Origin of the sequence: Enterobacter sp. HK169 (assembly GCF_001719105.1) — a bacterium.
Lineage (GTDB): Bacteria > Pseudomonadota > Gammaproteobacteria > Enterobacterales > Enterobacteriaceae > Enterobacter > Enterobacter asburiae_B.
Genome location: NZ_CP017087.1, coordinates 3,926,544 through 3,940,771 on the forward strand (window position 1 = coordinate 3,926,544; position 14,228 = coordinate 3,940,771).

At 57.5% G+C, this 14,228-nt stretch carries 10 protein-coding genes; 7 read left to right on the top strand and 3 right to left on the bottom strand.

The window, feature by feature from the left end:
* Window positions 1-51 precede the first annotated feature (51 nt).
* The gene (gene ppnP / locus EnteroDNA1_RS18635) at window positions 52-339 is read left to right on the top strand and encodes a pyrimidine/purine nucleoside phosphorylase (RefSeq protein WP_008503270.1); all 288 of its coding nucleotides are present in this window, start codon (window positions 52-54) and stop codon (window positions 337-339) included.
* A 48-nt stretch (window positions 340-387) separates the two neighbouring features.
* On the opposite strand, the gene rdgC is transcribed toward ppnP, so the two are convergent.
* The gene (rdgC, locus tag EnteroDNA1_RS18640; protein ID WP_023310540.1) at window positions 388-1,302 is read right to left on the bottom strand and encodes a recombination-associated protein RdgC; all 915 of its coding nucleotides are present in this window, start codon (window positions 1,300-1,302) and stop codon (window positions 388-390) included.
* A 123-nt stretch (window positions 1,303-1,425) separates the two neighbouring features.
* Between rdgC and mak the strand changes: the two genes are divergently transcribed.
* Window positions 1,426-2,331: a fructokinase gene (gene mak / locus EnteroDNA1_RS18645; RefSeq protein WP_069303724.1), complete on the top strand. Its 906-nt coding sequence runs from the start codon at window positions 1,426-1,428 to the stop codon at window positions 2,329-2,331.
* A gap of 120 nt (window positions 2,332-2,451) precedes the next feature.
* Here mak and sbcC read toward each other — a convergent pair whose 3' ends face one another.
* Entirely contained in the window at window positions 2,452-5,619 is a 3,168-nt protein-coding gene (gene sbcC / locus EnteroDNA1_RS18650) for an exonuclease subunit SbcC (protein WP_069303725.1), read from the bottom strand.
* Window positions 5,616-6,821, bottom strand: coding sequence for an exonuclease subunit SbcD (sbcD, locus tag EnteroDNA1_RS18655; protein ID WP_069303726.1), 1,206 nt, complete (start codon window positions 6,819-6,821; stop codon window positions 5,616-5,618). Before sbcD ends, sbcC begins: the two co-directional genes overlap by 4 nt.
* 187 nt (window positions 6,822-7,008) lie before the next feature.
* Here sbcD and phoB point away from each other — a divergent pair, with 187 nt between their 5' ends.
* The 5 genes from phoB to malZ all read left to right on the top strand — a co-directional run bounded on the left by phoB (window position 7,009) and on the right by malZ (window position 14,156).
* Entirely contained in the window at window positions 7,009-7,698 is a 690-nt protein-coding gene (gene phoB, locus EnteroDNA1_RS18660) for a phosphate response regulator transcription factor PhoB (RefSeq protein WP_008503265.1), read from the top strand.
* A 21-nt stretch (window positions 7,699-7,719) separates the two neighbouring features.
* The gene (gene phoR, locus EnteroDNA1_RS18665; RefSeq protein WP_058841165.1) at window positions 7,720-9,015 is read left to right on the top strand and encodes a phosphate regulon sensor histidine kinase PhoR; all 1,296 of its coding nucleotides are present in this window, start codon (window positions 7,720-7,722) and stop codon (window positions 9,013-9,015) included.
* Between the two features lie 409 nt (window positions 9,016-9,424).
* The gene (gene brnQ, locus EnteroDNA1_RS18670) at window positions 9,425-10,744 is read left to right on the top strand and encodes a branched-chain amino acid transporter carrier protein BrnQ (RefSeq protein WP_024906795.1); all 1,320 of its coding nucleotides are present in this window, start codon (window positions 9,425-9,427) and stop codon (window positions 10,742-10,744) included.
* An 81-nt stretch (window positions 10,745-10,825) separates the two neighbouring features.
* A complete protein-coding gene (proY, locus tag EnteroDNA1_RS18675) occupies window positions 10,826-12,199 on the top strand; it encodes a proline-specific permease ProY (protein ID WP_063429228.1) in 1,374 nt (457 codons plus the stop codon).
* A gap of 139 nt (window positions 12,200-12,338) precedes the next feature.
* On the top strand, window positions 12,339-14,156 hold the full coding sequence (gene malZ / locus EnteroDNA1_RS18680) for a maltodextrin glucosidase (protein ID WP_069303727.1): 1,818 nt from the start codon (window positions 12,339-12,341) through the stop codon (window positions 14,154-14,156).
* The last annotated feature ends 72 nt before the right edge of the window (window positions 14,157-14,228 follow it).

Sequence of the window (14,228 nt, forward strand, 5' to 3'; positions counted from 1 at the left end):
TGAGCATGGCCCCTATAGTGAATTTTTATCTATAAATATAAGGGCCAGTTCATGCTTCAAAGTAACGAATACTTTTCCGGTAAAGTGAAATCCATTGGTTTTACCAGCAGCAGCACTGGCCGCGCCAGTGTCGGCGTTATGGCGGAAGGGGAATACACCTTTGGCACGGCGGAAGCTGAAGAAATGACGGTCGTCAGCGGTGCGCTGAACGTCTTACTGCCGGGTGAAACGGAATGGAAAGTTTACGCTGCCGGGCAAGTTTTCAACGTCCCTGGCCACAGCGAGTTCCATTTGCAGGTCGCTGAACCTACCTCTTATCTGTGCCGCTACCTGAAATAAAAAATAAGCCGGGTGGCGCTAACGCTTACCCGGCCTGCGTTTTGCCTGTTATCTTTGCGCTTCGCCGCCGAGACCTTCCACCAGATTCTGAATCAACGCGGCCAGCTCGCCGGTCATCAGGATGAAGTCCGCGTCAAAGCGCTGGGCATAATCTTCCCTGTCGATATCTTCGTTCTGATCGCGCAGCTCGTCGCAGAACTTCAGACGCTTCACGGAGCCGTCGTCGCACATCACGAACTGAATGCGCTGCTGCCAGTCGAGCGCCAGTTTAGTGACCACTTTACCCGCTTCGATGTGGACGGCGATCTCGTCGCTCACCAGATCCTGCTTCTTCGCGCGGATCACGCCGCCATCTTCCAGCAGGGCTTTCAGCTCGGCTTCATCAAGGATCTGGAAACCCTGAGCCGCAGCGCCGCTGCGTACCCATTCGGTCAGCGTCAGCTCGATCGGCGTTTCCAGCGCCAGCGGAACGACTGGTAAAGATCCGATGCTTTTACGCAGCAGGGCCAGCGTATCTTCTGCTTTCTTGGCGCTGGCGCAGTCCACCATGATCAGCCCGTTGACGGTGTCGATCCACATCATGGTCTGGCTGAAGCGGCTGAAGGCGCGCGGCAGCAGGGAGTGCAGCACTTCGTCTTTCAGCGAATCTTTTTCGGTCTTTTTCAGCTTGCGGCCCTGTTCGGCTTCCAGCTTGAAAATTTTCGCTTCGAGCGCCTGCTTAACCACCGGCGTCGGCAGGATTTTCTCTTCTTTACGGGCGCAGACGATGATTTGACCCGTGCTGCTGGCGTGGGTCAGTGCATCGCTTTGTGAACCCATTGGCGGAACCCAGCCGGTTTTCGCCATATCCTGGCTACCGCAAGGGGAAAAGGTATAAGCGGCTAACTGTTTTTCCATCTCTTCTGCACGCAGCGAAACGTCGCGGCTGAGACGGTAAACCATCAAATTTTTGAACCACAGCATGATAATTTCCACGGCCTTGTCGTTAAATCAGCGGGCATGATAACGAATTGTCGCATCGCTTGCATTGCTAATCGGGAAGCGTGCTTCTACTCTGTTGATAATCAAAATAATGAGGAGAGTCTTGTGCGTATTGGGATCGATTTGGGCGGCACCAAAACAGAAGTCATCGCACTGAGCGAGCAGGGGGAGCAGCTGTTCCGCCACCGTCTGCCGACGCCGCGCGATGATTATCACCAGACTATCGAGACGATTGCCAGCCTGGTTGAGATGGCAGAGCAGGCGACAGGCCAAACCGGCAGCGTCGGTATGGGGATCCCGGGGTCGATCTCCCCGTATACCGGGGTGGTTAAAAATGCCAACTCCACCTGGCTCAACGGTCAGCCGTTAGATAAAGATTTGAGCCAACGTCTGAACCGGGAAGTGCGTCTGGCCAACGACGCTAACTGTCTGGCGGTCTCTGAGGCCATCGACGGCGCGGCGGCCGGTGCCCAGACCGTGTTTGCCGTGATCGTCGGTACCGGCTGCGGTGCGGGCGTGGCGTTCGGCGGGCGCGCCCATATCGGCGGTAACGGTACCGCGGGCGAGTGGGGACACAACCCGCTGCCGTGGATGGATGAAGACGAGCTTAAATACCGCGCTGAGGTGCCGTGCTACTGCGGAAAGCAGGGCTGTATTGAGACGTTTATCTCCGGCACCGGTTTTGCGACCGACTACCACCGCTTAAGCGGCCAGCCGCTAAAGGGCAACGAAATCATGCGTCTGGTCGAAGAACAGGATCCGGTCGCCGAGCTGGCCCTTAGCCGCTACGAAATGCGGCTGGCGAAATCCCTGGCGCACGTGGTGAATATTCTCGATCCGGACGTGATTGTGCTCGGCGGCGGCATGAGCAACGTCGACCGGCTGTACGCCACGGTACCGAATCTGGTGAAACAGTGGGTGTTTGGCGGCGAGTGTGAAACCCCGATCCGCAAAGCTGTCCACGGTGACTCCAGCGGCGTGCGCGGCGCGGCGTGGCTGTGGCCGGAATAAAAGCAAATAATGTTTATTCCCTCTCCCTGTGGGAGAGGGCCTGGGTGGGGCAAGGTAAAAGCAAAACAGCAACGCAAGTTGCTGTTTTTGGTGTTTTTACCCTCTCCCTGTGGGAGAGGGCTAGGGTGAGGGCATCAGACCGCACCGACCTACCATTCCATCCACCGCAAATTCCTTATCCAGCCTGCTATAACCCAGCCCGTTAATTTTCTTCACCTTGATCTGCACCGGAATGCGCTCTTTCATTGCCTCTACGTGGCTGATCACGCCGATGGTTTTCCCGGTGGCGTTCAGCGCGTCGAGCGCATCCAGCGCGGTATCCAGCGTTTCACTGTCGAGCGTGCCGAACCCTTCATCCAGGAACAGGGAATCGATCCGCGTCTTATGGCTCACCAGATCGGAAAGAGCCAGCGCCAGCGCCAGGCTGACCAGGAAGCTCTCGCCGCCCGAGAGCGTTCGGGTATCGCGAACCGCGTCCGCCTGCCACGTATCGACCACTTCCAGCTCCAGCGCGTCGCTGGCCTTGCGCTGCAGCAGATAACGCCCGTGCAGACGGTTAAGCTGCTGGTTAGCAAGCCAGACGAGATTATCCAGCGTCAGCCCCTGCGCGAATTTACGGAACTTGTCGCCGGTGCTGGAGCCGATCAGCGCGTTCAGATAACCCCAGTCGTCCGCCTGGCGCGCGGCCTCTTCAATTTGCTGCATCAACGCCAGCTGGTGCTGACGGTTATCGCTGTCCTGCTTAAGCTGCTGGCGGATCTCGCCCTGATGCGTGGTGTTCTCGCGAAGCCTTTCCGCCAGCTGCTGCAGCTGGCTTTGCAGCGCAGGAGCATCTGCGTTGAGCCCTTCCGGCCGCAGCGCCAGATGAGCCTGCAGCTGCTGGTTAGCCTGGCCGGAAAGGGCCGCGGCCTGCTGTATCTGGCTTTCCAGCGACTGCTTCAGCTGTTCGAGGTGGCGAATAGCGTCGTCATCCAGCAGCGCGGCAAGGAACGCGTCCCGATCGGCAAAGCAGCTCGCTGCGAGCGCCGTGGTGAACTGCGTCTGCGACTGCTGCAGGCGCTCTTGCTCCAGCTTTTCCTGCTGCTGCTGCGCGCTGAGCTGGCTTTGTAGCGACACGCATTCATCGTGAACGTCGCGCCAGCCGTCAGGAATGGCCGGTTCGGCCTCTTCGCCGTTCGTTTCCGGAAGCGTGTCGAGCAGCGGCTTCAGCGCGTTTATGCGTTCCAGAAGCACGCCGTGCTGCGTTTGTTTCTCCTGCCACTGCGCGAATTCCGCTTCGCGGGCGTGCAGCCAGGCGGCTTCATTGCCGTCTTCAGGTACGTTAAGCGATAGCGAGAGCAGGGTGTTTTCCAGCGCCTGGCGCGCGGCCGTCAGCTGCTGCTGATACTGTCGCTCCTGCACTTCCTGCTCGTTTAGCTGGTTTTGCAGGGTCAGACGCTGGCTGAGCTGATAAAGCTGGCGCTCGTACTGTTCCTGCTCGTTCATCCATGGCGTGATATCTTCCTGAATATTCAACGCGATGTTCAGGGAAGTGCAGGCTTCCATCCACTCTTTAGTGAGTGCTTGCTCTTCCTGAGAGAGAGTCTGCGCTTCGTCTGTCTCGCGCTGGATCTGCTGCGTCAGGGCATTAACCTGTCCCAGCACCAGCAGGCCTTCCTCTTTAAGGGCGGCGACCTCTTTTTCCAGGACATCGCGGCGGCGCTGGTTATCCGTCAGCTCAAGCGACTGGTATTGCGCAACGGCGGGGTGCTCGCTGGAGCCGCACAGCGGACAGGGTTTGCCGGCCTCAAGCCGGGAACGATAGCTTTCCAGGTCTTTAATCGTCGCTTCGCGTTCGCAGAGGGCTTTAAGATCCAGAAAGTGCTGGTGTTTCTCTTTGTACTGCTGGCGACGCAGCGTCAGCGTTTCATTGAGTTTGTTTTGATCGGCCTGGGCCTTCTGCACGCTTTCACCGCTCTGGCGCAGGCGCTTTTGCAGCGGCTGATAGCGGGCATGCAGCGACGTTAGCCACTGGCGCAGCGCGCGTGACCGTGACTGCTGCTCCATGGCCGCGCTGACCTCATCCGCCGTCAGCGTCAGCGCATTTTCCGGCATCTCAGCCAGCCTGTTGCGTAGTTCACCCATCCGCGCAGCAAGCGAGGCTAACTGCGTTTTGTCGCGGTTAAGCTGTGAGAACTGGGCACGCCAGCCGGCAATCTCCTGCCCCAGCAGGCGATAGCGCTCGTGCTCCGCCAGCCACTGCGCCAGCGCCTTCAGTTCGGTCTGAAGCTGCTCATGATTACGCTGGGCGGTATGACGGATCCGCGCGCGCAGTGCGGTTTTGGCTTGTAAGCGAGTATTTACTTCAACAATTCGCTGCTGGGTTTGCGTCAGGCGCGCGGTTTGCTCCTGCTGGTGCGCCCAAAGCGGTCGAAGCTGGGCGGCGGGCAGGGCAAGCTGGAGCTTTGCCAGCTCTGGCGCAGCGTTCGTCAGCGCCTGTTGCGCCTGCTGCTGCATTGCGGTGACGCGCTGTTGCTCAAGCACGAGCTCATCATGGCGCGTAAGCCACTGAAAATCTTTCTGTTGGCTTTGCTGCTGAACCAGCAGGATTTTCTCTTCGTCAGTAAGCGCCTGCAAACTTTGCTGCAACTGCTGCTGTTGCTCTTCGCTCAACAGCACGACGCCCGCCGCCTGCGCCTCGCACTTTTCAAGCACGCTGCGGGCGGCTTTATGTTTTTCAAACACCATGGCGGAAATCTGTCCGTAGATCTCGGTGCCGGTCAGCTCTTCCAGCAGCTCGGCGCGATCGCTCGGCCTGGCATTAAGGAAGGCGGCAAACTGCCCCTGTGAGAGCAGCATCGAGCGGGTGAAGCGGCCATAGTCCAGCCCGGTGAGCGCAGCGGTTTGCTCCAGTTTATCCGTCACTTTGTCGGCCAGGATTTTGCCATCTTCGCAGCGCGCCAGCTCCACGCGCGGCGCCTGCAGGTTGCCGTCCGGCTGGTTGCGCGCGCGGTTCTGGCTCCAGAATGCGCGATAGGCGGTGCCTTTTACCTCGAACTCCACTTCCGCCAGGCACTCGGCGGTGTCGCGCGTCATCAGGTCGTTTTGCGCCTGAGAGACCTTCTGCAGGCGCGGCGTTTCGTGATAAAGCGCCAGACAGATGGCGTCGAGCAGGGTGGTTTTACCTGCCCCGGTCGCGCCGGTAATGGCAAACAGCCCGTTGCTGGCAAACGGCTCCGCGGTAAAGTCAATTTTCCACTCGCCCTTGAGGGAGTTGAGATTTTTCAGGCGCAGGCTCAAAATTTTCATGCGTTTTCTTCCTCATCATTGAGCGCATGCAGGGTATGGCTGAACAGTTCGCTGAGTCTTGCGCGCTTCGCGTCGTCAATTTCCTCCTGCGAGAGCCTGCGTTCAAACACCTCTTCAACCCGAAGCTCACTGAGCGTTTCACGTTGAGCGCTTAACAGAATTTTCTCGCGCTGCTCGCGGCTGCGGCGTACCAGTAAGACTTCGACGGGTAAATCTTCCGTCAGCGCCTGTATTTTACGCTGCATATCGTGCAGGTAGTCGTCGGTGGTGATTTCGATATCCAGCCAGACGGGCGGGTTAAGCGCTGTTCCGCGCCACTGCTCAAGCTGGGCGGTAATGGCGGCAAGATCGCCCCTCAGCACCGCCAGCGGCTGGGTGACCGGGACCTCCAGCGTCTCGACGGCGTGAAGTTTTCCGTCGGAAAAGCTCACCAGATGGACGGATTTGGCCTTGCCCGTTTCGTCAAAGCTGAGCGAAATTGGCGAGCCGCAGTAGCGGATGTGCTCGCTGCCGCCGACGATCTGCGCCCGGTGAATATGTCCGAGCGCAATGTAGTCGGCTGGCGGGAAGTTCTGCGCCGGAAAGGCATCCAGCGTGCCGATATAGATGTCACGTACGGCGTCACTTTTACTGGCCCCGACGGTGGTGAGATGCCCGGTCGCAATCACCGGAATCGGCTGGTCGCCGCGCAGGGCGCAGGCATCGGCGTGCTGCTGGTGATAATAATCGGTGATGGCCTGCAGGAGATGCTGCTGCTTTTCCGCACCCGACAGCCCCGCCTGGCTTTGCACGATGTCCCGCGGACGCAAAAACGGAATGGGGCACAGCACCGCCCCCGGCGTGCCGTCGCGTTTTTTCAGGATCTGCGGGGCGTGCCCGGCGCTGGCGACGACGGTGGTATTGAGAAATGCCAGGATGTCACGAGATTCATTGAGCGTCGCGACGGAATCATGGTTGCCGGCGACAATCACCAGATGACAGCCGGTTTGCTGCAAATTCACCACGAAGCGGTTGTACAGTTCACGCGCATAGCTGGGGGGCGAGCCGGTATCAAAGATGTCACCCGCCACAATAATCGCGTCCACCTCGTGCGTCCGGGCCGTTTTCAGCAGCCAGTTCAGGAAGGCTTCATGTTCAGCCGCACGGCTTTTGCTGTAAAAATTTTGACCCAGATGCCAGTCCGAGGTGTGAAGTATGCGCATAGCTGATCCGTGGCAAAAAAGAGAAAGCAGGATTATAAACGTTCAGAGACGGGAAAATAACCGCTGTAATAAAACAACGGTTTGCCCGTTATCGTGGTACTGTTTTTCATAAATCTGTCATAAATCTGACGCATAATGGCGCCGAATTACAAACTTGTAACTTAAATAAGATAAGACAGGGCAAAGTATGGCGAGACGTATTCTGGTCGTAGAAGATGAAGCTCCAATTCGTGAAATGGTGTGCTTCGTGCTCGAGCAAAACGGCTTCCAGCCGGTTGAAGCGGAAGATTATGACAGCGCAGTGAACCAGCTGAATGAACCCTGGCCCGATCTGATTCTGCTGGACTGGATGTTGCCCGGCGGCTCCGGACTGCAGTTTATCAAACACCTGAAGCGTGAAGCGCTGACCCGCGACATCCCGGTTGTGATGCTCACGGCGCGCGGAGAAGAAGAGGATCGCGTGCGCGGTCTGGAGACCGGCGCGGACGATTACATTACTAAACCGTTCTCTCCAAAAGAGCTGGTTGCCCGCATTAAAGCCGTGATGCGCCGTATTTCGCCGATGGCGGTGGAAGAGGTGATTGAGATGCAGGGGCTGAGCCTTGACCCCACCTCACACCGCGTCATGACCGGTGAGAATCCCCTCGACATGGGGCCTACCGAATTTAAACTCCTGCACTTCTTTATGACCCACCCGGAACGCGTTTACAGCCGCGAGCAGTTGCTGAATAACGTCTGGGGAACTAACGTGTATGTCGAAGACCGGACGGTTGACGTACATATTCGCCGCCTGCGAAAAGCACTGGAACTGAGCGGCCACGATCGCATGGTGCAGACGGTCCGCGGCACGGGTTATCGTTTTTCTACCCGTTTCTGAACAATGACAGGAGTGTGACGCGTGCTGGAACGTCTGTCATGGAAAAGGCTCGTCTTTGAACTGATCTTATGCTGTATTCCGGCCTTCCTTCTGGGGGCCTTTCTTGGACACCTGCCGTGGTTTCTGCTGGCGTCGGTCACCGGGCTGCTGATCTGGCATTTCTGGAACCTGCTGCGCCTCTCCTGGTGGCTGTGGGTTGACCGAAGTATGACGCCGCCGCCGGGAAGCGGCAGCTGGGAGCCGCTGCTGTACGGTCTGCATCAGATGCAGATGCGTAATAAAAAGCGTCGCCGCGAGCTGGGAAGCCTGATTAAGCGTTTTCGCAGCGGTGCAGAGTCGCTGCCGGATGCCGTTATTCTGACGACCGAAGAAGGGACGATCTTCTGGTGTAACGGCCTTGCGCAACAGCTGCTGGGCCTGCGCTGGCCCGATGATAATGGTCAGAATATCCTCAACCTTCTGCGTTATCCCGAATTTACGCTGTATCTGAAAAAGCGTGATTTTACCCGCCCGCATAATCTGAAGCTCAATAATGGTCGCCATCTGGAAATCCGCGTGATGCCCTACAGCGATAAACAGTGGCTGATGGTGGCGCGCGATGTCACCCAGATGCACCAGCTGGAAGGGGCGCGTCGCAACTTCTTCGCCAACGTCAGTCACGAACTGCGTACACCGCTGACCGTGCTTCAGGGATACCTGGAGATGATGCAGGAGCAAACGCTTGAAGGCGCGCCGCGTGAAAAAGCGCTGCACACCATGCGCGAGCAAACGCACCGGATGGAAGGGCTGGTGAAGCAGCTGCTGACGCTCTCGAAGATTGAAGCGGCGCCGTCGCTCGCGCTAAATGACACCATTGATGTGCCGATGATGCTGCGGGTCGTTGAGCGTGAAGCGCAGACGTTAAGCCACAAAAAGCATCACCTGACTTTTGAGGTCGACAATACGCTGAAGGTGCTGGGCAGCGAAGATGAACTGCGGAGCGCCATTTCCAACCTGGTGTATAACGCGGTGAATCATACGCCGGAGGGGACGAATATCGTGGTGCGCTGGCACCATGCCCCAACGGGGGCTGAGTTTAGCGTGGAAGACAACGGGCCGGGGATCGCGCCTGAGCATATTCCGCGTCTGACCGAGCGCTTTTACCGTGTGGATAAAGCGCGATCCCGGCAAACAGGCGGAAGCGGCCTGGGGCTGGCAATTGTGAAACACGCGGTGAATCACCATGAAAGCCGTCTCGATATTCAGAGTACGCTGGGTAAAGGAACCCGCTTCAGTTTCGTTATTCCGGAACGATTAATTGCCAAAAAGATCGCCTGACGGCAGGCGTGTCATTTTACCTTTCCACGGGTCAGCGTCTGCTGGCCCGTTTGCTTTGCAGTCAAGCGAAACGCGGATGAATTTTATACGGCTGACTGTTTTTTGTTCGCATGATTAGCCATGGGTTTTTCTTATAAATAGCGTATTGTTCTGACGTGTATTTTCATGCTGGCATATTGTTCTGGTTTTACGATCCCACCTTGCCTTTAAACGTTATAAGCGTTTAAATTGCGCCCCAGATACTGTCAGACCGACTGTATTTGCGTGGTAAATCGAAAAACTATTCTTCTCCACGCCAGGACGGGAGCATTTCCCGCTGAAATTGAGCAAATTTTCGGCTGTATCGTCCCGTCAGGGATATCGAAAATCTCAATGTTTTCAACACCACATCCACAGGCAGTAAGGTTTTATGACCCATCACTTAAAATCGCGTGACATCATCGCGCTGGGCTTTATGACATTTGCGCTGTTCGTTGGCGCAGGCAACATCATTTTCCCTCCAATGGTTGGCTTACAGGCGGGTGAACACGTCTGGACCGCCGCGTTTGGTTTCCTGATTACTGCCGTGGGTCTGCCGGTTCTGACCGTCGTCGCGCTGGCGAAAGTCGGCGGCGGTGTGGATAGCCTCAGCACCCCGATTGGCAAAGTGGCGGGCGTTCTGCTGGCAACCGTCTGCTATCTGGCCGTTGGCCCGCTGTTTGCGACCCCGCGTACGGCAACCGTGTCCTTCGAAGTGGGTATTGCTCCCCTGACCGGTGACGGTGCGATGCCGCTGTTTATCTACAGCCTGATCTACTTCGCGATCGTGATTCTGGTTTCCCTCTATCCGGGCAAGCTGCTGGATACCGTGGGTAACTTCCTGGCTCCGCTGAAAATTGTGGCGCTGATTGTTCTGGCTGTTGCGGCCATCGTCTGGCCAGCGGGCCCGATTAGCGACGCGATGGACGCCTATAAAAATGCCGCGTTCTCTAACGGCTTTGTGAACGGCTACCTGACGATGGATACGCTGGGCGCGATGGTGTTTGGTATCGTTATCGTTAACGCTGCGCGTTCCCGCGGTGTGACCGAAGCGCGTCTGCTGACCCGCTATACCATCTGGGCTGGCCTGATGGCCGGCGTGGGGCTGACGCTGCTGTATCTGGCGCTGTTCCGTCTGGGCTCCGACAGCGCCATGCTGGTCGATCAGAACGCCAACGGTGCGGCTATCCTGCACGCCTACGTTCAGCACACCTTCGGCGGTGCGGGCAGTATGCTGCTGGCAGCGCTCATCTTCCTTGCCTGTCTGGTGACGGCGGTTGGCCTGACCTGCGCCTGCGCAGAGTTCTTTGCACAGTATCTGCCGCTCTCTTACCGCACCCTGGTGTTTATCCTCGGTATCTTCTCCATGGCGGTGTCCAACCTCGGTCTGAGCCACCTGATTCAGGTCTCTATTCCGGTGCTGACGGCTATTTACCCGCCGTGTATCGTGCTGGTGGTGCTGAGCTTTACTCGCCCGTGGTGGAACAACTCTTCACGAATTATTGCGCCAGCCATGTTTATCAGCCTGATTTTTGGTATCCTTGACGGGATTAAAGCATCAGCTTTCGCGCACATACTGCCGGCATGGACACAGCGTCTGCCGCTGTCCGAGCAGGGTCTGGCCTGGCTGATGCCTACCGTTGTTGCACTGGTTCTGGCGATTATCTGGGACCGTGCTGCAGGGCGTCAGGTTGCATCGAACGCTCATTAATCAACGGCAACAAACTGTTTAACCACGGGGCTTAAGGCCCCGTGGTTTTTTGTTTTTTTCGTGTTGAATGGCAAGATTTAAATGGAAAGCACTAACAAACTTAAACGTGGATTGAGCACGCGCCACATCCGCTTTATGGCGCTGGGCTCTGCTATCGGCACCGGTCTTTTTTATGGCTCGGCAGATGCCATCAAAATGGCCGGTCCCAGCGTTCTGCTGGCGTACATCATCGGCGGCGTGGCGGCGTATATCATCATGCGCGCCCTCGGCGAAATGTCGGTTCACAACCCGTCCGCCAGCTCCTTCTCCCGCTACGCGCAGGAAAACCTCGGCCCGCTGGCCGGGTTTATCACCGGCTGGACCTACTGCTTTGAAATCCTGATTGTGGCGATTGCCGACGTGACGGCGTTTGGCATCTATATGGGCGTCTGGTTCCCGGCGGTGCCGCACTGGATTTGGGTGCTGAGCGTGGTGCTGATCATTTGCGCCGTCAACCTGATGAGCGTGAAGGTGTTCGGCGAGCTCGAATTCTGGTTCTCCTTCTTCAAGGTCGCCACCATCATCATCATGATCGTGGCCGGTTTCGGCATCATCATCTGGGGAATCGGTAACGGCGGTCAGCCGACCGGCATCCATAACCTCTGGAGCAACGGCGGCTTCTTCAGTAACGGCTGGCTCGGAATGGTCATGTCGCTGCAGATGGTGATGTTCGCCTATGGCGGTATCGAGATTATCGGTATCACCGCCGGGGAAGCGAAAGATCCGGAGAAATCCATTCCGCGCGCCATCAACTCGGTGCCGATGCGTATTCTGGTGTTCTACGTGGGCACGTTGTTCGTGATTATGTCCATCTACCCGTGGAATCAGGTCGGCACCAACGGTAGCCCGTTTGTTCTGACCTTCCAGCATATGGGAATTGCCTTTGCGGCCAGCATTCTGAACTTTGTGGTGCTCACCGCGTCACTCTCCGCGATCAACAGTGACGTCTTTGGCGTGGGCCGTATGCTGCACGGCATGGCGGAGCAGGGCAGTGCGCCGAAGGTGTTCGCCAAAACCTCACGCCGCGGCACGCCGTGGGTAACCGTTGTGGTGATGACCGTAGCGCTGCTGTTCTCGGTTTACCTGAACTACATCATGCCGGAGAACGTCTTCCTGGTGATCGCATCGCTGGCGACCTTCGCGACGGTGTGGGTGTGGATTATGATCCTGCTGTCGCAGATTGCGTTCCGCCGTCGTCTGTCGCCGGATGAGGCGAAAGCGCTGAAGTTCAAAGTACCGGGCGGCGTTGCGACGACCGTCGTCGGGCTGATCTTCCTGGTGTTTATCATTGGCCTGATTGGCTACCATCCGGATACCCGCATTTCCCTGTACGTGGGCTGCGCGTGGATCGTCCTGCTGCTGGTGGGCTGGATGTTTAAATGCCGCCGTGACCGTCAGCTGGCGGAAGCGCAGTAATATCCTTTTCCCCTCTCCCCTTGGGAGAGGGAATTTTGCCTCATCCTCCTTTCTCCTCCCCCAATAATCCCGAACGTGATGAGCTATCCTTAACCACCCTGTGGCAAGGTGACGTCAATTTCATCAGAGGGGATTCGTGATGTTAAACGCCTGGCACCTTCCGGTTGCCCCATTTGTTAAGCAAAACAAAGACAACCTTGTGATTACGCTCTGGCTGGCGGGGGAAAATCAGCCTGAACGCGTGACGCTCCGCGCCGAAATAGATAACGAAGAGACCGGCCTGAAAATGCACAAGCTGCGCAGCCAGCCGCAGCCGGGAATCACGGCGTGGCGGGCGAATATCGACCTGAATACTGGGCAGCCGCGCCGCCGTTACAGCTTTAAGCTTTTGTGGAATAACCGCCAGCTGTGGTTTACCCCGCAGGGGTTTAGCCGTTTCCCGCCCGCACGGCTGGAGCAGTTTGCGGTCGATTACCCGGATAACGGCCCGCAGTGGGTTAACGATCAGGTGTTTTACCAGATTTTCCCGGACCGTTTTGCGCGCAGCGAAAAGCGTACTGCGCAGCAGGATAAGGTTTATTACCACCACGCGGCGGGTCACGACGTCATTATGAAAGCGTGGAATGACCCGGTGACGGCGCAGGCTGGCGGCTCGACGTTTTACGGCGGCGATCTCGACGGCATCAGCGAAAAGCTGCCGTACCTGAAAAAGCTCGGCGTGACGGCGCTGTATCTCAACCCGGTGTTTAAAGCCCCGAGCGTGCACAAATACGATACCGAAGATTATCGCCACGTTGACGAACAGTTTGGCGGTGACGAGGCGCTGCTGCGCCTGCGAAAGAACACTCAAAACGAAGGCATGCGCCTGATTCTGGATGGCGTGTTCAACCACAGTGGAGATTCGCACGCCTGGTTTGACCGCCATAACCAGTCGATGGGCGGGGCGTGTCATAACCCGGACTCGCCGCAGCGCGACTGGTACAGCTTTAACGAGGAGGGCCGCGCGCTGGACTGGCTGGGCTACGCGAGCCTGCCGAAGCTGGATTTCCAGTCGCCAACGCTCGTGAATGAAATCTACGGCGGTGAAGACAGCATCGTCCGTCACTGGCTGAAGGCGCCGTGGAATATGGACGGCTGGCGGCTGGACGTGGTGCATATGCTCGGTGAAGCCGGCGGAGCGCGGAATAACCTTCAGCACGTCGCCGGGATTACGCGCTCGGCGAAAGCGGCCCAGCCGGAGGCGTTCGTCTTTGGCGAGCACTTTGGCGACGCGCGCCAGTGGCTGCAGAACGATGCGGAAGATGCGGCGATGAACTATCGCGGCTTTACCTTCCCGCTGTGGGGATTCCTCGCTAACACCGATATCTCCTACGATCCGAATCATATCGACGCTGAAACCTGCATGGCGTGGATGGAGAACTATCGCGCCGGTCTGTCCCATCAGCAGCAGCTGCGGATGTTCAACCAGCTCGATAGCCACGATACCGCTCGCTTTAAATCCCTGCTCGGCAAGGATGTTGCGCGTCTACCGCTGGCGGTGACCTGGCTCTTCACCTGGCCGGGCGTGCCGTGCATCTATTATGGAGACGAAGTGGGGCTGGACGGCAACAACGATCCTTTCTGCCGCAAAACCTTCCCGTGGGAGCCAGAGAAGCATGACAAAGTGCTGTTCAGCCTGTATCAGCGGCTGGCGAAGCTGCGTAAGCAGAGTCTTGCCCTGCGCTACGGCGGCTGTCAGGTAGTCTATGCGCACGATAACGTCGTGGTGTTTGCTCGCGTCTACAATCAGCAGCGCGTGCTGGTCGCCGTTAACCGGGGCGAGGCCTGCGAAGTGGTGCTGGATGATTCACCGCTGCTGAAGGTGGCTGCGTGGAAGAATAAAGAGGGCAAGGCGACGATACAGGACGGCGTGCTGGCGCTGCCTGCGGTATCCGCGACGATCTGGTTCGGCAGTTAAGACCTGCTAATGTTTCCACCTTTTAAGATGGCGCAAATGCAACTATTTGTGTCAATCTTAACGGATCGTTTA

Coding starts and splice junctions, on each gene's coding strand:
- sbcC (WP_069303725.1), bottom strand. CDS start 5,619: ATGAAAATTTTGAGCCTGCGCCTGAAAAATCTCAACTCCCTCAAGGGC.
- malZ (WP_069303727.1), top strand. CDS start 12,339: ATGTTAAACGCCTGGCACCTTCCGGTTGCCCCATTTGTTAAGCAAAAC.
- brnQ (WP_024906795.1), top strand. CDS start 9,425: ATGACCCATCACTTAAAATCGCGTGACATCATCGCGCTGGGCTTTATG.
- ppnP (WP_008503270.1), top strand. CDS start 52: ATGCTTCAAAGTAACGAATACTTTTCCGGTAAAGTGAAATCCATTGGT.
- rdgC (WP_023310540.1), bottom strand. CDS start 1,302: ATGCTGTGGTTCAAAAATTTGATGGTTTACCGTCTCAGCCGCGACGTT.
- sbcD (WP_069303726.1), bottom strand. CDS start 6,821: ATGCGCATACTTCACACCTCGGACTGGCATCTGGGTCAAAATTTTTAC.
- phoB (WP_008503265.1), top strand. CDS start 7,009: ATGGCGAGACGTATTCTGGTCGTAGAAGATGAAGCTCCAATTCGTGAA.
- proY (WP_063429228.1), top strand. CDS start 10,826: ATGGAAAGCACTAACAAACTTAAACGTGGATTGAGCACGCGCCACATC.